Annotated in this window: 17 protein-coding genes; 13 read left to right on the top strand and 4 right to left on the bottom strand. The window is 54.5% G+C overall.

Going from position 1 to position 18,715, the window contains the following annotated elements; all coding sequences use genetic code 11:
* Nucleotides 1-172: 172 nt before the first annotated feature.
* The 4 genes from GN111_RS08330 to GN111_RS08315 all read right to left on the bottom strand — a co-directional run bounded on the left by GN111_RS08330 (nucleotide 173) and on the right by GN111_RS08315 (nucleotide 5,872).
* Nucleotides 173-1,570, bottom strand: coding sequence for a sigma-54-dependent transcriptional regulator (locus GN111_RS08330; protein WP_155303317.1), 1,398 nt, complete (start codon nucleotides 1,568-1,570; stop codon nucleotides 173-175).
* On the bottom strand, nucleotides 1,531-2,985 hold the full coding sequence (locus GN111_RS08325; protein ID WP_155303316.1) for a HAMP domain-containing sensor histidine kinase: 1,455 nt from the start codon (nucleotides 2,983-2,985) through the stop codon (nucleotides 1,531-1,533). Before GN111_RS08325 ends, GN111_RS08330 begins: the two co-directional genes overlap by 40 nt.
* A gap of 152 nt (nucleotides 2,986-3,137) precedes the next feature.
* Entirely contained in the window at nucleotides 3,138-4,127 is a 990-nt protein-coding gene (locus tag GN111_RS08320; RefSeq protein WP_155303315.1) for a cytidylate kinase-like family protein, read from the bottom strand.
* Between the two features lie 266 nt (nucleotides 4,128-4,393).
* Entirely contained in the window at nucleotides 4,394-5,872 is a 1,479-nt protein-coding gene (locus tag GN111_RS08315) for a sigma-54-dependent transcriptional regulator (RefSeq protein WP_155303314.1), read from the bottom strand.
* A 139-nt stretch (nucleotides 5,873-6,011) separates the two neighbouring features.
* Between GN111_RS08315 and GN111_RS08310 the strand changes: the two genes are divergently transcribed.
* From GN111_RS08310 to GN111_RS08250, 13 genes are all read left to right on the top strand, one after another.
* Nucleotides 6,012-6,383 carry a response regulator gene (locus GN111_RS08310; protein ID WP_155303313.1) on the top strand — a complete coding sequence of 124 codons (372 nt, stop codon included), beginning with the start codon at nucleotides 6,012-6,014 and terminating at the stop codon, nucleotides 6,381-6,383.
* Complete coding sequence (locus tag GN111_RS08305) at nucleotides 6,380-8,140, top strand: sensor histidine kinase (protein ID WP_155303312.1); 1,761 nt, start codon at nucleotides 6,380-6,382, stop codon at nucleotides 8,138-8,140. Before GN111_RS08310 ends, GN111_RS08305 begins: the two co-directional genes overlap by 4 nt.
* Nucleotides 8,137-8,496: a response regulator gene (locus GN111_RS08300; RefSeq protein WP_155303311.1), complete on the top strand. Its 360-nt coding sequence runs from the start codon at nucleotides 8,137-8,139 to the stop codon at nucleotides 8,494-8,496. Before GN111_RS08305 ends, GN111_RS08300 begins: the two co-directional genes overlap by 4 nt.
* Before the next feature lie 75 nt (nucleotides 8,497-8,571).
* Nucleotides 8,572-9,249 carry a sensor histidine kinase gene (locus tag GN111_RS08295; protein WP_155303310.1) on the top strand — a complete coding sequence of 226 codons (678 nt, stop codon included), beginning with the start codon at nucleotides 8,572-8,574 and terminating at the stop codon, nucleotides 9,247-9,249.
* A 25-nt stretch (nucleotides 9,250-9,274) separates the two neighbouring features.
* Nucleotides 9,275-11,407 carry a SulP family inorganic anion transporter gene (locus GN111_RS08290; RefSeq protein ID WP_155303309.1) on the top strand — a complete coding sequence of 711 codons (2,133 nt, stop codon included), beginning with the start codon at nucleotides 9,275-9,277 and terminating at the stop codon, nucleotides 11,405-11,407.
* Nucleotides 11,408-11,422: 15 nt separating this feature from the next.
* Entirely contained in the window at nucleotides 11,423-12,658 is a 1,236-nt protein-coding gene (locus GN111_RS08285; protein ID WP_155303308.1) for a response regulator, read from the top strand.
* Between the two features lie 128 nt (nucleotides 12,659-12,786).
* Nucleotides 12,787-13,281 (top strand): response regulator, encoded by a 495-nt coding sequence (locus tag GN111_RS08280; RefSeq protein ID WP_155303307.1) that lies wholly within the window; start codon nucleotides 12,787-12,789, stop codon nucleotides 13,279-13,281.
* A 139-nt stretch (nucleotides 13,282-13,420) separates the two neighbouring features.
* The gene (locus tag GN111_RS08275) at nucleotides 13,421-13,897 is read left to right on the top strand and encodes a hypothetical protein (RefSeq protein ID WP_155303306.1); all 477 of its coding nucleotides are present in this window, start codon (nucleotides 13,421-13,423) and stop codon (nucleotides 13,895-13,897) included.
* Nucleotides 13,898-14,066: 169 nt separating this feature from the next.
* A complete protein-coding gene (locus GN111_RS08270; RefSeq protein WP_155303305.1) occupies nucleotides 14,067-14,462 on the top strand; it encodes a hypothetical protein in 396 nt (131 codons plus the stop codon).
* Nucleotides 14,463-14,533: 71 nt separating this feature from the next.
* Entirely contained in the window at nucleotides 14,534-15,361 is an 828-nt protein-coding gene (locus GN111_RS08265; RefSeq protein ID WP_155303304.1) for a universal stress protein, read from the top strand.
* A 4-nt stretch (nucleotides 15,362-15,365) separates the two neighbouring features.
* The gene (locus GN111_RS08260) at nucleotides 15,366-16,085 is read left to right on the top strand and encodes a hypothetical protein (RefSeq protein ID WP_155303303.1); all 720 of its coding nucleotides are present in this window, start codon (nucleotides 15,366-15,368) and stop codon (nucleotides 16,083-16,085) included.
* Between the two features lie 129 nt (nucleotides 16,086-16,214).
* Nucleotides 16,215-17,519 carry an ArsB/NhaD family transporter gene (locus GN111_RS08255; RefSeq protein ID WP_155303302.1) on the top strand — a complete coding sequence of 435 codons (1,305 nt, stop codon included), beginning with the start codon at nucleotides 16,215-16,217 and terminating at the stop codon, nucleotides 17,517-17,519.
* Entirely contained in the window at nucleotides 17,516-18,433 is a 918-nt protein-coding gene (locus tag GN111_RS08250) for an IF-2B domain-containing protein (RefSeq protein WP_170302192.1), read from the top strand. The genes GN111_RS08255 and GN111_RS08250 overlap by 4 nt, the downstream gene beginning before the upstream one ends.
* The last annotated feature ends 282 nt before the right edge of the window (nucleotides 18,434-18,715 follow it).

The raw sequence follows: 18,715 nt of genomic DNA, 5'->3' as shown, positions 1-18,715 counted from the left end.
GCCTGGCTCGCACGCGTTCACGGGGTTGAAATTCCCAATGTACCGCAACTGCCTGATCAGTAAGTGCTTACAGGGTGCCGCAGATGTGAGGCGCCGGGCACGCAGACGGTTTGGTCAACCTTCAGTGCCCGGGAACGAAGCAGATGCGGCACCCTGTGAACGCTTACCGGGCTCAGTTTTCATCCCACCCATAACGCTTGAGCTTGCGCCACAGGGAAACCCGATCGATGCCCATGATCCTGGCGGCATGGGTCTTGTTCCCGTCGGTCTTTTTCAGCACCCATTCAATATATCGTTTCTCCTGCTCTTCCAGCGTGGGGATGGCATTCCCGGTTCGACGATAGGTCTCGATGGTGAGATTGCGAACATGGGCGGGCAGTTGTTCCACGCCGATGGAGGAGGAGGTGGTCAGCGCCACCGCGCGTTCAACAACGTTTTCCAGTTCACGGACGTTGCCCGGCCAGCTATACTGAGTGAGCAGATCCAGCACCTCGCTATCCATCCCATGAATCTCTTTGTTCATTTCTCCGGCCATGCGGGCCAGAAATCGCTGGGCCAGCAAAGGAATATCTTCCCGGCGTTCGGCCAGCGGCGGAATATGGATGGTAATGACGTTGAGGCGATAGTATAAATCCTGACGAAACTGACCGGAGCGTGCGTCTTCGTGCAGGTCGCGATGCGTCGCCGCCAGAAAGCGCACATTCACCGGAACCGGATTGACACCGCCCACCCGCAACAGTTCCCGCTCCTGCATGACACGCAGCAATTTGATCTGCATGGTCAGCGGCATATCGCCGATTTCGTCCAGAAATACCGTTCCGCCGTTGGCGACCTCCAGCAGGCCGGCGTGTTCGCGGTCCGCGCCGGTAAAGGCGCCTTTTTCGTGGCCGAAAAGTTCATTGGCCATCAACTCCTCGGTAAACGAACCGCAGTTGAAGGCCACAAAACGCTTGGATCGGCGATTACTGAGCAGGTGAATGGCCTTGGCGACAATTTCTTTTCCAGTACCACTTTCCCCCAGGATCAGAATATTCGTGTCCGACGGCGCCACTTGCCGGATGGTCTCTCGAATTTTCTCCATCGCCTGGCTTCTGCCGATCAGGGCCGGCATCGGACGGTTGTTCTCCAGTTCCTTTCGCAGGCGCTGGTTTTCCAGTTGAAGGCGGCGCTTGATCAGCGCCTCGCTGACAATTTTGCGCACCTGGTCGATTTTGTATGGCTTGGCGATATAGTAAAACGCACCGTCCTTCATGGACTTGACCGCCAAATCAACGGTGGCGTAGCCGGTGACAATGATGACCTCGACCAGCGGCTGCAGGGCCTTGCACTTCTCCAGTACCTGCAGGCCGTCCACCCGCCCCATCTTAAAGTCCGTGATGACCAGGTCGACGGATCGTTCTTTCAGCAGTGCAACCGCCTTTTCACCGCTTTCCGCGCCGATGACATCGTAGCCCTCGCGATCGAGGATGTGGATCAGATTCTTGCGCGCCAGGTCCTCGTCTTCAACGACCAGCAAGGTCTCTTTCGGGGCTATGCTTCCATCTTCGAAGTCAGTCGATTGGGTAGACATACGGTAAACGTTGTCCCTTCGCCGGGCCGGCTTTCCACCAGAATGCGGCCCTTGTGCTGTTCAATGATGCCGTGGCTGATCGAAAGGCCCAGGCCTGAGCCGCGTCCATCCGGCTTGGTGGTAAAAAACGGGTCGAAAATCTTGCCCAGCGCATCCTTTTCAATGCCCACACCGCAATCCGCAATCCGAAAGCAAAAGCGGTCTTCACCCGCGGGCTGCTCGGCGCTGATTTTCAGGCTACCGCCATCTTCCATGGCCTGCAACCCATTTTGAATCAAATTGATCAGCACCTGTTGAATCCGTTGGGCATCCAGATCCGCCCAAATATCCTCGGGAACGTTGATTTCCAGGTTGATATCGGACCGCAAATCGCCTTTGATCATCTGGATCGTTTTGTTGATCAGTTCCTTGAACTGCGTTGGTTTCGGGTTGAATGCACCCTTGCGGGAGAACTCCAGCAGTGCCTTGACAATATCCCTGGCCCGCTCGATCTGCTTTTCGGTCTCTTCCAGCAGTTCGTGTTTGAACTCCGTGTTTTCCTCTTCCCATTCTTCAAGAAGAATTTGTACCGAAGTCGAAATGTTGTTCAGCGGGTTGTTCAGTTCGTGCGCGACCCCCGAGGTCAGTGTTCCTAAGGAGGCTAACTTCTCACTTTGTATCAGTTGCTCATTGCGCCGGTTCAGTTCCTGAATCATATGGTTGAGGCTGGTGACCAGAGAGTCGAAAACATCGCCGCTGGAAATGGGCGGAATACCGGCATAGGTGCCCGTTGCGATTTTACGGATGGCGGTTTCAATGGATTCAAGCGGCCTGTTGATGTTGAAATAGACGAATACGCCGATGCCGAAGGTCAGCACGAAAATCGCGGCTAATGCGAAGTAAAGATAGTAACCGGATTCATGAACCAGTTGAATGACCGACCGGCGCTCCCGGTTGAGGATGGATTCGAAGTCGTCGGTCACGCGGCGTCCCAGATCGCGGATGCGACCATTCTGATGCTGCGCGATTTCATCGGCACCGCTGCCCTGCGCAGCAGAAAGGGGCTCGGTGCCGCTTTTGGCCGTGATGCTTTGCAGGGCATGGAGGTACTGTTGCAGCATCTGGTGCCTTTTTTCCAGATCACGCTCCAGCGTGTAGCGTCCATGAACGGCGATAACCTCCTGGAGGCGTGCTTCGGCTTGTTTGACATAGTCGACGGAGTGGGTCAGATCTTCGGCATTGTGAAAAAGGAAGTAGTTCTTTTCGAAACGTCGTGCTTCGAGGATCAGGTTGAACACCTGATCCTTTTTTTCGATGATCTGCAGCTTTTCGGTGATCAGTTGGTATTTGTAATAATTGAGAAACCAGATCATCGTGCTGACCATGATGAAAAGGATGAAGCTGATCGTTATTTTTTTTCGGATACTGATCGTCATGGACTTTTTCCTGAGCCTGGCTTGTCAGTCGGGGGTTGTATAATTGGATCGTAAGCGATGTCAACGTCCATACATCGGTGCGAACAGAGGCAGCCGGGATGGCTGTATGGATGTATGGAAGACGAAAGGCGGGAAGCTGCAGGTCCTTGGCGTCACGAAGATGCAGTGGGGGCAAGTTGTTGAATGGGACGGGCATGATCATGCCGCTGCGGCCGCTGTGCCAATGCCGAAAATTCGGCTGCCGCATTTTCGTGAAGGTGTTGGCGACAGCGGGTGAAGCAGTTGAAAGCCACTTCGGCAGGGAGGTCGAATCGGCAGCGGCGATAGATGTCGGCCTGGAAGAAATAGCGGCCGGCCCGGGTTTCCACCTGCTGAACGCCTTCTATCTGGCTGACCTGTCGTTCCAGCTTCTTCGCGAGTCGATCGAGGAAGAGCACCGGGCGATCGACGGTCATTCGGATGTGGCCTTTTTGTGCGGCAACGGATACCGGATACCCGCCTTCGGATAGGAGAACCTGAATTTTGGACGCCATTTTAAAATCGTCTAGCCAATCGGTTGCGTCGTTGGATGCGGCAATCTCAGCCTGCATCAAACGCTCCAGAATCAGACAACCTGCCGTCTCGGTGCCCAGTCGGTCCGAAGGGATGACCAGATCGTAGGCTTCGGCATCGAATGGGTCGCTGCGGAACGTATGACGCAGCCACTGGAAATCCGTTCTGTCCCGACGATCAATGATATGTCGGGCCTGGCGTTCGCTCACAGATTTTGTATGAAGGGCGCGTTGCAAACGAAAGCGGGGACGGGCGGTGACCAGCACGTTCAGTATCTGGGGCAATTGTCTGGTGATCGGCAGTCCCATGGATCCATGAAATATCGTCGGTTCCTTTTCCAGCCTGTCCAATAGGACCGAGTTCAAGTAGGCTTTTGCGCGTTCGGTGCCGTGGGTCAACCGATTCAACATTCCGTCGGGGGCCTTGATGCATCGTTCTAATCGACCTGCCGGTACGTTGAAACGGTGTCCGGCCGCTTCGATCAGGTCGCGGTCGGAAACGACCGGCCAACCGGTACGCGAAACCATCCAGTCGACAATTTTCCGGGTTTTGGTGAATACATCTCCGTGAATGCACAGGTGGATCGTCATCGCCGCTCCTTGGTTGATGGTTTTTAAGGTGAAACCAGCAAATTTCGAGCAACGTTTATACCAATCCCCGAACTTTCGTTTTAACCTGTTGAAAAAATATATTTTTTTGCCGGAAGTGGCGCCGGGTGAAAACCTGCCGTACCGCTACAATTTGCAACACTTTGCTTGATATAAAAAAATATAATTAAAATTTAATAAGTTAAAAGATATTGCAAAAAATTACAGCAACCGTTGCTTTTTGCAATAGATTGAAAATTCGGCAGGGGTCATTGGGGTGGGTTTTCGCTGGATTTGATCTGTTTCAACTTGCGCCACAGGGCCGCCCGGCTGATCCCCAATATCTCTGCGGTTTTTGACTTGTTCCCGCCGCAGGCTTTCAGCACATCAACGATGTAGCGTTTTTCCAACTGGGCCAGGGTGGCGAAGTTTTCATCCGGCGCTGGCGAGGCCTTTACGGCCGTTTCGAGAAATCGCGCCGGCAGGTGTTCCCGCTCGATCACATTTCCGCCGGCCATGATGACGGCCCGCTCGATAATGTGGGCCAACTCGCGGACGTTGCCCGGAAAGTCGTAATCCGAAAGGATGTCGATGACTTCAGGAGCGATTTTTTCCAATGGTTTGTCGAGGTCCTCGCTGGTTTTCTTTAAAAAGAAACTGCAAAGGGGCGCAATGTCGTCCTTTCGCGCCCGCAGCGGTGGAATGGCCAGGTTGAAGAAGATCAGTCGGTCATACAGATCGGCATCGAAACGGCCGCTTTCGACCATCCGGGCCAGATTGGACTCCGCGGCGACCAGGATGCGCACATCCAGGGCGCCGGTCTGGCCCGCGGCAGCCCTGGCGCGTTCGATGGCGTCGATGGCCTTGAGCAGTTGCGTCTGCATCGGACGGGGCAGGGCTTCCACGCGATCGAAAAAGAGGCTGCCCACCGGGTCGCCGCCGAAAATGCCGCGTCGTGACAAAAGCGCCTCGCTCAAGTCGCCGTTTTCGTTGCCGATCAACTGGCGTACGAATTGCGCGTTGCCCAGATCGCCGCAGTCGATGGCCAGAAAACGCTGCCGCTGGCGCCCGCTTCGGGCGTGAATGACCCGTGCGGCCAGTTCCTTGCCCGTGCCGTCCTCACCCGTCAGCATGATCGCGCAATCCAGCGGTGCGAGCCGTTCGATGGCTTTTTTCAAATCCTGCATGGCCACCGTCTCGCCGACAATCCATAAATGTGCGGAATCGTCGGAATGCATGATTTCCCTTGTCGCCGTCGAACGGTCGTGCCCGCCATCTGCATAGCGATGGGGGGAATGGATCTCGATTGCGTTGGGCGCCAACCGGTCCGATGCGTTGCCCACGGCACCCGCCGATTCCGGAGGACGGATGACCACGACGTTGCCGTCAGTGTTCAGTTTTTTGATGAAACTCCAAAAATCCCCCATCTCGTCCTTTTCGAAATAGAGGGTGTTAAGCGATTCAGTGGCCTGTTTGACCTTGTCGTTGCCATGGCCCGTAAGCAGGACGGTTTTTAGCGCGGGGTGGATCTCCTTGAGTTTGGTGATCGTCACCAGTCCGTCCATTTCGGGCATTTGAAGATCGACAATGGCCATGTCGACGGGCTGCTGCATGACCATGTCGATGGCCGCCATGCCGCTGGTTGCCGTGTAAGGCTCGAATCCCAGGACAGTTAGGCGCCGGGCGATGGATTGGATCAATTTTTCTTCATCATCGACCAGCAGGATTCGTTTTTTCCGTGGGGCCATTTCCGAACTCCTCCCATGAGGATGAAACGTTGCATATTTTAAGAAATGAGTTACAAAGTGTTTACAAATTAAACTTCGTCATATATATGTTTCATATAAAGTATGTTTAGCGGGCAGTCAACAAAAATAAGGTTGCATAATGAAACAGTTTGATATACTGATTGTTGACGATGAGCGTCGTTATGCGGACATGCTGGCCAGAAGACTCAAATTGCGCGGAATGGTTTGCAAGGTCTGCTACGACGGCCAGACGGCCATCGATTGTGTCAAACAGGATTTTTACCCGATGGTCATTTTGGATCTGCGTCTTCCCGATCTTTACGGAACAGAGGTGCTGAAACGGATGAAAACGTGCCGCCCCGAGATCGCAGTCATCATTCTGACCGGCCACGGCACCGAGATGGACCGGGAGCAGTGTATGGAGGTGGGCGCCCATGCGTTCATGAACAAACCGCTGGACATCGACCGACTGTTGGCCATCATGGACCGACTCGAGGAGCAAACGCCATGACGGGAGGAGAAAGCAGCTTTCTGAACGCCGTCTGGCCTCGTTTTCAGCAGAATGGCGAAGACCACCTCAGTCTTTACCGCACGTTCCAGGATTACCGGCAGATCTGGGGCATGGGAATCTTTATCCTGATCTCCACGGCCCTGGTTCCCCTGGTCGTCATCACGCTCATCTACTATCAACTCATCCAGCGTTCCATCGATACCGAATCGCTGCTGCGCACCGAGCGTGTGGCTTCCAATGCCAGACGTGCCGTGACGTTTTTTCTGGAGGAACGGCTGGCCGCCCTGACGTTCACGGTCAACGAAATGGGCTACGACCGCCTGACCGATCCCGGACGATTGCGGGAGGTGCTGCAGAATCTGAAGTTGGGTTTCGGCGGACTGACCGACATGAGCGTGATCGCCGACAGCGGCACCCAGGTCGCCTACGCCGGCCCCTTCAACCTGGAGGGGAAGGACTACAGCGATCAGCCCTGGTTCAAGGACTGCCTTAAAAACGATGCCTGTGTCAGTGAGATTTTTTCCGGGTATCGCGATGTTCCCCATATCGTGGTGGCGGTCAAATCCACCCGGCCGGACGGCCACGTTTTCGTAGTGCGGGCGACGCTGGAAACCGAAAGGCTCATCCAGACGCTTTCATCTTACAAAACCGGGGAACATGCGGATATCTTCCTCGTCAACCACCAGGGGGTGCTGCAGACGCCCTCCACGTTCTACAAAAGCGATTCGAACCGCATGACCATTGCCGTGCCGCCCTTTGCCGAGCGAACCCGTTCGATGATGAAAACAGATTCCAGCGGTCAGCAGATCGTGGTCGGCTACGCCTACATTGCCACCAAGATCGTGCCGACCTCCTTTATTCTCATGGTGGTCAAAAAGAAGGCCGGCATGATGAAGGTCTGGCTGGATCTCCGTCGTCAGATCAACTGGTTTCTGTTTTTAAGCGCACTGGTACTCGTCGTCGTGATCACGCTGACCTCTTCGTTCATGGTCAACAAGATTTTCCAGGCCGACAGCGAAAAGGCCAAAACCATGGCCATGGCCGAGCAGAACTGCCAACTGGCATCCATCGGGCAACTGGCCGCCGGGGTGGCCCATGAAATCAACAACCCTTTGGCGTTGATCAATGAAACCGCCGGTTATGTGAAGGACCTGTTCACCCTGAAAAAAGATTACAAAGACGATCCCGAGCTTCTGGAAAATATCGATTCCATTATCGAGGCCGTGGAGCGCTGCGGTACCATTACGCGGCAGTTGTTGGGATTTGCCCGGCGTTTCGATGTCCAGAACCAGACCATCAAATTGAAGGATATGGTCACCGATGTGATCAATTTTCACAAAAAGGAGGCCGAGTACCGCGATATTGCCATCCACGTCGATATTCCGGACACGCTGCCGCTGATCGAAACCGATCGCGGCAAGCTGCAGCAGATTATTCTCAACCTGGTCAACAACGCCTTTCAGGCCATCGACAACGGCTGTTTCCTGGATATCCAGGCCCGGGCGGATGGTGCCGAACACGTCCGGTTGTCCATCCGGGACAACGGCTGCGGCATTTCCGAAACAAACCTGAAAAAGATCTTTGAACCGTTCTTTACCACCAAAAAGGAAGGGCAGGGCACCGGGCTGGGCCTTTCCATCACCTATGGTTTGGTCCAGAAACTTCATGGAAACATTACGGTCGATAGCCAAATCGGTCAAGGTACGACCTTCGTGGTCACCTTGCCCATCAATGCCGAAAAGGAAACTTTAGCATGAAGGTCTTATTGGTAGATGATGAACAAAAGTTTGCCCTGATGCTATCCAAGCGTCTCGAACTGCGCGGCATTCCGACACAAGTCTTTTTTTCCGGCGAAAAGGCCCTGGCTGAGGTCGAGGCGGGAAACCGCTTCGATGTGGCGGTATTGGATGTAAAAATGCCCGGAATCGGGGGCGTTGAATTGAAACGCCGGCTAAGTACCGTGGACCCGGAGATGAAGTTCGTTTTCCTGACCGGCCATGGATCCGGTACGGATTATGAAACGGGGTGTCTTACGGCCGGGGAATGTCTGCCCAAACCGCTCAAAATCGAACAGTTGATCGAAACCCTGAACCGGTTGCTTCCCGATGCCTGATACCAGGCTGCCATAGATGCCCGAATCGGATCGGCTACCGTGTTCGAGAACAATATCGCAGGCTGAGGAAAACCAATGAACGACACCGTGGACAGGTTTGGATATGAGAGCCTGGCTTTTTTCGGCAGGGTCAACGCCTCTATCTCTCATGAGCTGAAAAATGTGATGGCCATCATTTCCGAGACGGCCGGGCTGCTTGGCGATCTTTCCGACATGGCATCGTCAGGGGCGCCGGTTGCGCCGGATATGCTGAAAGACTGCACGGCAAGCATCGTGGAGGAAATCCAGCGCGGATTTTCCGTTATCCGGCAGATGAACCGCTTTTCCCATAGCATCGACCATCCCGTCGAATCCGTCGATATCCTGGAGGTACTGGATCTTTCGGTCAACCTCTCCAGCTATCTGAGCTTTGCCGGAAAGGTCGATGTCCTTCCCTATGACGGACCGGCGCCGATGGTGGCCACCTGTCCGTTTTTGCTGCAGGCCGTCGTATATCAAACCCTGGCCAATGCCTTCAGGAAAATCAGCGCCGGCAGCGAGCTGACGATTTCCGTTGTCGGGAGCACGGATGAAAAGGGGTGGAAAATCCTCTTTTCGGGCTTCGGGCCCGGAGGATTCGAAGGCTTTCCGGATGCCCTGCTCAAGACCATGGCGGCATCCATCGGTGTCGCCATCGACTGGGACAGCAAAGCGGATCGGTTGGAGATTTTCGTGCCCATGACAATCGGGAATGGATCTTTGTCGGAAAGTTAATATTTTTCAAGTATAGGAGTCGCACATGTTGGTAAAGGTTTTTCCCTTTTTGGCGTGGTTTAAAAACTACGACAAGGCATCGTTGCAGCTAGACGCGCTATCCGGTCTCACCGTGGCCCTCGTCCTGATTCCGCAATCCATGGCCTATGCCCAGCTTGCGGGGCTGCCCGCCTATTATGGATTGTACGCATCATTTCTGCCACCCATGGTTGCCGCTTTGTTCGGCTCCAGCCGCCAGTTGGCCACCGGACCCGTGGCCATCGTGTCACTGATGACATCGGCTTCCCTTGCACCGTTGGCCACCATTGGCAGCCCCGGATACATTGCCTACGCCATTTTGCTGGCCCTGATGGTCGGCATCTTTCAGCTGTCTCTGGGCGTCCTGCGATTGGGGCTGGTAGTGAACTTTCTGTCTCATCCTGTGGTCAACGGCTTTACCAACGCCGCTGCCCTGATTATCGCCTCGTCTCAGCTTTCCAAGATGTTCGGCGTTTATGTGGACAATGCACCGCACCATTACGAGACCATCATCAATGTGGTTAAAGCGGCGATCCATTACACCCACTGGCCGACCTTGTTGATCGGCGCATTTGCCTTTGGCATCATGTACGGCCTCAAATGGCTGTCGCCCCGAATTCCCAATGTTCTCGTGGCCGTTATCATTACCACGGCGATCTCATGGTCCACGGGTTTTCAGCATGACCAATTTGTCGGTATCGACGCCATAGAATCTGCCGAAGCCCGCCACCTGATCGAGGAATTCAACAGGGCCTTCACGGCAATATCCCCTCTTGCCGAAGATCGTACCCAGTTCGGCGAAGCATCCAATAAAGCCAAGCAGAGCCATGATGAAGTCGGCGTTCTGGATGCCGAGCATATGCTGGAGGTGACCAACCTGAATATCAACCATATGAAGGAAGAGGTTCACCAATACCGCGAACAGTTGCGCGCCATCCTTTTTGCCGGTGTCATTCAGGACGATGATTCCATAAAATTTTATGAGCAGGGCAAAGTCCCTGCCGGTCTTGAAAGCGACGGGCGCACGTGGCGCGTCAAAGTCGGCAACGAGACGCTGGATACGGCCAAGCTTAAAATGATGGGCGGCGGTGCGGTGGTCGGCACCATTCCCAGAGGGTTGCCCTCCTTGAGTGTTCCAAAAATCAATGTCGGCGTCATGCTGCACCTGCTGCCGTATGCGGCGATTATCTCCCTGTTGGGGTTCATGGAAGCGATTGCCATTGCCAAGGCCATGGCCGGTAAAACCGGGCAGCGGCTGGATCCCAACCAGGAGTTGATCGGACAGGGGCTCGGTAATATTCTCGGGTCCATCGGTAAAAGCTATCCCACATCCGGCTCGTTTTCTCGTTCGGCGGTCAACCTTCAGGCCCGGGCCGTTTCCGGGTTGTCGAGCGTTTTTACCAGCCTGGCGGTGGTGATTGTGCTTTTATTTTTTACACCCTTGCTTTATCATTTACCTCAAGCCGTGTTGGCCGCCGTCATCATGATGGCCGTTATCGGTTTGCTCAATGTTTCGGGTTTCATCCATGCCTGGAAGGCCAAGTGGTATGACGGGGCCATCTCGATCATCTCGTTTGTCAGTACATTGGTGTTCGCCCCCCATCTGGACAAGGGGATCATGATCGGTGTGGTTCTTTCTCTGGGGGTTTTCTTATACAAAAGCATGCGCCCCAGGGTGGTCTTTTTGTCCCGGTCGGAGGATGAGGAGTTGCGCTGCGTGACCACCAATAATCTCGATGAGTGCCCTTATGTGAGCCTGGTCCGCTTCGACGGGCCGCTGTTTTTCGCCAATGCCAGCTACCTGGAGGATACGATCACCGAAATGATCCAGACCAAAAAAGGACTCAACCATATTCTCATTGCTGCCCAGGGCATCAACGATATTGACTCATCGGGTGAGGAGGCCTTGTCGCTGATCGTGGATCGGGTTCGAAGCAACGGCATCGACATTTCCATGTGCGGGGTCAACGAGGCGGTTATGGAGGTCTTCGAACGCACGCACTTTCTCGAAAGAATCGGCAAGGATCATATCTTTCCGACCCTGGAAAAAGGAATCGTCGCCGTTCATCGAATCGCTCACGAGAACAACCCGGAAGCGAACTGTCCGTTGTTGAACGATTGCAAACTTGTTGAAGCTTAAATAAAGGAGTTATCCATGCCAGTCATTACCGTGTTCAGCGGCAGTTACTGCAACGAGAAACAGATCGTCCAGGAAATCGCTTCGCGTACCGGCTACCGAAAGTTGACCGATGAAGACATCGTTGCCGAGGCCAGCCGTCTTTCCGGCATCCCCGAAAATAAAATCGTGCGCGTTTTTTCCGACAAGGTATCGGTGTTCAACCGGCTGACACGTGAACGGGAGCGCTCGCTGGCTTACCTGCGGATGGCCCTGGCAACCTACCTTGCCGAAGACGCCTTGATTATCGGCGGTTTTGCAGGTCAATTGATTCCGACGGACATCAGCCACGTGCTTCGGATCTGCTTGATTGCGGACATGACCTTTCGTGTCGCCACGGCTGAAAAGGAACTGAAGATTTCCTCGTCCGAGGCCAATAAGATTGTCCACCGGGACGATGTGCAATTTGCCGCGTGGGTGCATATGCTCCACGGTGTATATGATCCGTGGAGCCCTTCGCTTTACGACATTTGCCTGCCGACCGACAAAACGTCGCTGGAAGACATCGCGATGACGATCGAGCAAACAATCGCCAATCCCGTGTTCAAGCTTGCCGGTCCATCCAGGTCCGCGGTCGACGATTTCATGATTGCCGCCAACGTGGAAATCGCCCTGGTTAAAAAGGGCCATGACGTCACGGTGGAGGTCAAGGACGGACTGGTCACCCTGACCATTAACAAGCACGTACTGAGGCTAAGTCGTCTTGAAGAGGAACTCAAGGAGATCGCCCTGACGGTGCCGGGGGCAACCGCGGTTGAGACCAAGGTGGGGCCGGGATATTACCAGACCGATGTCTATCGGCGCCAGGATTTCGATGTTCCCTCGAAGATTTTGCTGGTGGACGACGAGAAAAAATATGTGCAGACCCTGTCCAAGCGTCTGATGATGAGAGAACTGGATTCCGCGGTGGTCTACGACGGCGAATCCGCCCTCAACCTGGTGAACCAGGAAGACGAGCCCGATGTGATGATTCTGGACCTCAGGATGCCCGGGATCGACGGCATCGAAGTGCTTCGCCGGGTAAAAGAGACCCATCCGGCCATCGAGGTGATTGTGTTGACCAGCCAGGGATCGGAAGCCGACAAAAAAACATGCATGGAACTGGGTGCCTTCGCATTTTTGTCGAAATCGGTCGATATCGAAGAACTGAGCAAGACCATCAAGGCGGCGAAAGAGAAAATTCACCAAACACGAACGGAAACAAAATCGGGTTGAATTTTCATTTTTTTAGAACAGCACAAAGAGGCCGAGGGCAGGAATTCTTTTGCATTGCTGCCGAAAAAGATGCAAAATAAACATCATGGGCCATCTTTACTCAACATACTAAGCAGCCGGAGGATGCCATGGGAACGGACAACACGATAAAAATTCTTTTGGTTGACGACGAAGTCAAATTTTTGAAGGCGGTTTCCGAACGGCTTTCCATCAAGGGCTTCGACGTCACGACGGCAGACAACGGGGACGACGCCGTCGCCGCAGCCAAGAAGGGCGGCTTCGACGTGGCCGTTGTCGACTTGCAGATGCCCGGCATGGACGGCACCGAAGTCCTGAAAATCCTCAAACAGAATCATAAATTCATCGAAATCATCATGCTTACCGGACACGCGACGGTGGACTCGGCCGTTGAGTGCACCAAGCTCGGCGCGTTCAAATATCTGGAGAAGCCCTACGATTTCGACAAGCTGGTGGAGTCGCTCCAGGAGGCTTACGAGGCCAGGATGAAGAAGAAGTTCGAGCGGCATGAGAAAAAGATGGCTGCAATTCAGCAACTTTCCATGCATCAGTCTCCGCTGGGACTGCTCAAGGCCCTGGCACGTCTGGATGATGGCCAAAAATAGCACCGCTTGAAAATGGGCAATTTAAGACTTATAGATATTGATAATGAACTTTTTGGGTAGCCGACCCCGTCCCCGGTCGCTTGAGTGCGGCCGGGGATGCCACCGGCAACAACTTGCCATGACGGGAAGGATGAACACCGTGAACTCCTTTTCCAAGCCATTCAAACCACCCCGTGCGAATGCCCGCCGCCGAAGGGCGGACGGCTTGCGGCAGTGGTTTCCGGTGATCATCCTGCTGACCCTGCTGACCACCGGGATGGGAGTCATGGCCGAGTGTTCGACCATGGGTGGGACGGCCGGAGGAGGCTACCACGCCCTTAAAGATTCCAGTTGCCATCACCAAGGCTGCTGCCATCACCACAAACCGTTTGCCCCCAGTCCGAAAACCGGCTGCCTGCATGCGCCCTTGTCAACCGGAAACGATTTTTTGATCAATCGCTGGAGCCTCCCCCTATCGGCCGAAACCGACCTGCCGGACCTCGACCCGGTGACGATAAAAACGAAAAAATCATTGGCTGTTTTCATTCCTGAAGCCGGTCCGATGCCGCGACCGGTCAGCGAACGCCAGCAATCCTTCACCCCGTTGTACCTTGCCCACCAATCCCTGATCTGTTGAACGGACGATTCCTTACGATCGTTTGCAGACCCAACCCCGGGTCGCCCCAAAGGATTCATTTTCAATCGTAATTTTTTACAGGACCGTTTCCAACCATTGGTTTCGCAAGGCCGTTGTCGTAAGCAGCGGCCCGGCACAAAACCCGATTCACACCCACAGGAGGAATTCCATGAGACATCCATTGAATGCCCCGGTTTTTACCCTGATCGTTTTTTTGCCACTTTTTTTTCTGTTGATCCTCAGCGGCTGCAGTAGCAGCGGCGCCGGATCCCAGGATCTGCAAACCCAGATGACCGGTCATTGGAAGGGTGACCAGGGTGACACGGTCGTGATCGACCTGGCCAAAGACGCTCCGTCCCTGACCGTAGACGGGCATGTCTACTCCGCGGTCATCGAGAAGGTCGACAAAATGTCCAACACCGTCGAACTCAAGGTGGAAACCGAGAGCGGCGAGGCCCAAAAATGGTTTATCCATCAAGTCTGGAGCGACAACGGATCGACGTTCAAACTCCAATTACGGCGCAATGGAACGACCAAGGTGCTGAACCCCGTCGAACAATCGTGACTAAAATGCCACCTGCCGGAAAATGCCCATGAACCAATAAAGAGCCAAACTTACACCGATGGATCATTGTTATGTTTGCCAATTTGTTCCACGTTTTCAGAAATACCCCGCTGGGCCGGGAAACCTTGATGCAGTCCATCTATTTTTGCCGGACCCTGGACCTGGAATTGACGATCTACATCCCGGATGCGATCCGTTTCATGATGTACTTCGACCACGAAGCCGTACAGATCGACCTGGATCGTTCCTATTTAAACGACCCGGAAACGGCGGCTGAAAGGGCCCGGGCCCTTGCCGCCGAAGCCGGGTTGAAACCGCACTTCCTTTACCCCAAAAACAGAACCGCCAGCGACCTGCCGGATATTCCGACGTATTTTGACTTCATGTCCTGTCCACGCAGTATCAGTGATCTGTCGTCCAAAATCGGTCTGGGATATATCGGACCCAAGGTCAGACGAATTATCCGGACCGCCAGTTTTCCCGTATTGATGACATCACCCGTGTTCAAACCCTGGAAAAGCGTTTCCGTTTTGTTCGGTGGCTCGGAATCCGCGTTGAACGCACTGCGATCGGGCATCCAGATCTCCAAACGGTCCGGATATCCGTTGGACCTGTTTGTTCAGCTTGAGCGCGATGAGGCCTACTACGAATCGAGGATTCGGGACGCAGGTCTTGAAGACGCGCTCAACCGGCATTGTCGGCGCCAATATCGGTTTGCCAATGGCGATTTCAGCCACAATCTGTATGCGTTGCCCCATGATTCACTGGCGCTTTCCGGCGCCTATGGACACGGATTGATCAACAATCTTTTTTTCGGGAGCAAGATGGAAACCGCCCAAAACACGTTGACCAACAACATGCTGGTCAGCGGGCCTCAGGCGACGGTCCATCTGAATTGACGCGATGACGCGGTCGATTTTGCTTTTAACCGTTTGCCTGGTTGTTCTGATGCCGGTGCCGCCCCCGGGCATCGCTTTGGCCGGGGAAGGAACCGGTGACCGGCCCATGGCGATCGTGACGGGCTGCTCCTATACGGCCGGTTTGAATGAAACTTCCGAAACGGCGCAGGCGCTGGCCCTTTATTGCGCCAAGCAAAAGGCCGTCGGCTTGTCAGCCGACCGGCTGACGAATGCGGGCCTGTTGATGGTCGATGCAGACCGTCAAATGGAGGTCTTCTGCCTTGTGGCGGACGCCATCCATCCGGAATTGCTTGAAAATTCGGTTGATGATAAAAGCCGGACCTATACGGTCAAGATAAAGAGTTCTCTCTCGTTGACGGACTTTGCAAAAGCCGAAATCAGAAACGATTCGCTCGAGAAGGAGGAGGCCAATTTTTCACTGAAGGAGGAGTTGGAGCCTGTGGTAGAACCGGCCATCGCCCCGGCCCTGGAGTTGTCAAGGGCTTACCGCTACATCCGTAACCGCCACTGGCGCATGGCGATCATCTACATGGATCACCTCGAAGAGAAATATCCTCGCTGGGGTGCACTTTACATGGCTAAGGCAACCGCCTACCTGGGATTGCATGAACAGCAGCGCGCAATCCTTGCGCTGAAGTCGGCCTGCGACCTGGGGGTCAATGACGCCTGCCTGAAAATGCATGCCCTGGATTCGTCCGAGTGATGTCCCGGCCGCCAGTTGTCGATCGGCCATGAAAAACCGCTCATGGAGAGCGGTTTTTTTACCGATGGTTGTGTTCAAAGCGTAAATTTTTTCGGCAGCCGGAGTCGGCGCCGATAAGAAGGACTGTACATGCACGAAACCCTGATACCGATTGTTGTTTTCCTGCTCGTTTATGTGGCGCTGACCTTCGAACTGGTCAACAAGGCCGTGGCTGCACTGCTGGGCGTGATGGTGCTGATCACCCTGCACGTGGTCAGCGAACACCAGGCCGTGGAGTTCATCGACTTCGAAACCATCATGCTGCTGCTGGGCATGATGTCCATTGTGGCGATTCTCCGGAAAACCCGATTTTTCACCATCGTTTCGGTCCGGATCGCCGAGATGACCCAGGGCAGCCCGCTCAAGATCCTGATCCTCTTTTCCATCGTCACCGCCGTATTGTCCGCCTTTCTGGACAACGTGACCACGGTGCTGATCATCGTTCCCATCGTCATCGAGCTGACTGCCGGCATGGGCCTGGACCCGAAGTTGTATGTGATCAGCCAGGCCATCATTTCCAATATCGGCGGTACGGCCACCCTGATCGGCGATCCGCCCAACATCATCATCGGCTCCAAGGTGGGCCTGACCTTCAACCAGTTCATGCTCAACCTCACCCTGCCGGTAACGGCCTGCTTTGCGGTGGCCATCGTCTACCTCTGGGCCACCAACCGGGACAAATTCAAGCCCATCGACACCAGTCTGGCCAAACTTTTTTCGGTGCAACTGCTGCTGGAAAAAATTCGCTACAATTTTCTGGACACAAAAATCGACGCCGTTTTCCTGACCAAGGGGCTGGCCTGCCTGGGTCTGGCTATTTTGCTGTTCGTCACCCAGACCGTCACCAAGCTTTCTCCCGGGGTGGTGGCCATGCTGGTGGCCATGATTCTGTTCGTGATCACGCGCATCGATGTGGAAGAGATGCTCGAAGAGATCGAGTGGAGCACCCTTTTGTTTTTCACCGGCCTGTTCATCCTGGTGGGCGTGCTGGAGCATAAAGGCGTCATCGAATGGATCGCCCGCAACATTTTCATGCGGGTGGGGGACAACCCCTATGTGATCGTGCTGACGGTGCTGTGGGTGTCGGGCATCGTCTCGGGCTTTCTGGACAACATCCCGTTCACCATCACCATGATCCCCATCGTCCGGCTGATGCTGGAGAGCAACCCCATCCCCAACAACATCCTGTGGTGGGCATTGTCTTTAGGAGCCTGTCTGGGCGGCAACCTGACCATGATCGGGGCCTCGGCCAATATCGTTTCCGTGGGGATGGCCAAGAAATTCGGACAGGAAATCAGTTTTATCGAATTTGCCCGCAAGAGCGTGGTCATCACCCTGATCACCCTGACGATCGCCTCGGGCTATCTGATGCTCTATTTATGGATATCGTTATGAAACCGGAAGACAAAAAAATTCTGTGCAGCCTGATTCGGGACCATGAGGACACCGTGGGCTCCTCCAGGGTCACCATGATGGCCCTTGAAGCCTTCGTGGAGTCGATCCGCGCGGTGCGCTGCAGCATGGACGAGGCCCGGGCACTTTATATTGAATTGTCCGAAGTCATCAAGAACACCGAACCGAAGGTGATTCCGCTGATCCATCTGATCGAAGAGTTCGAAGAGGATGTCCGAAAGGCGGGAGGTGAAACCATCGAAGAGGTAAAGCAGCGGGCGATCGGTATTTTGCAGGCCAAGCACGCCAAGATCGAGACCAAGGTCCACCAGGCGATCGAACACGGGCTGACCTGCGTCGAAGAAGGCGATACGATCATCGTGCATACCCTCGGCCACGATGTGACCAATATGCTCAAACGCGTACGGAAAGACCTGAATAAGAATTTCAAGGTAATCGTGCTCAAACAGGACCTGGCCAAGACCCGGCGTCTGATCAAATCCCTTTCTCAGGCGGACATCGATATGGAGATCGTTCCCGAGTACGGCCTGATCCACTATATCGAGCAGAGCAACAAGGTGTTTATGGAGGCGCTGTCCATCACCGAGGACATGAAGGTGGTGTGCGCCGTGGGTTCGGCCAACATCCTGAGCCTGTGCCATCTCAATCATCTGCCGATCTATCTGTTTGCCAATACGCTGAAGTTTTCGCACCGTCCTTCGTCCCATCAGCAGATCCACCGCAAGGTGGTGGACCATACCCACGATGACATTTCCTATCAGTTGGTGACCCACTCCCACGACACCGTCGATCTGCGGTTGATCGATTTTTTTGTGAGCGAAAACGGCATTCAGGACAAAGAGGCCATCGCGCGAGATCTTTTGAAAACCGGCGATGAGGTGCCGGATCGATCCTGACGAACAGAACCCGCATTGGGTTCCCGCACGGTTTCACCGATCCGGGCAGTGCTCCGGGTTGGTGAATGAGGGCGCGCAAGGTTATGGCCTTGCGGGTGAATATCGGGACAGGCTGTGATGTGCCTGACAACTTCAACTGCCGGTGATCGGGTGAGGCCGCCGGGGCAGCGGCCGACACCTCCCGGATCCCGAGGGTAAGCCGGCCGTCCTCATCCCCTGTCTTACGCTTAATCCCTTGGCATAATTGTTAACAGGGAACGTTATGCAATGTGCAAAAGGTAA

Origin of the sequence: Desulfosarcina widdelii (assembly GCF_009688965.1) — a bacterium.
GTDB lineage: Bacteria > Desulfobacterota > Desulfobacteria > Desulfobacterales > Desulfosarcinaceae > Desulfosarcina > Desulfosarcina widdelii.
This window is presented reverse-complemented; position numbering and strand designations above follow the sequence as displayed.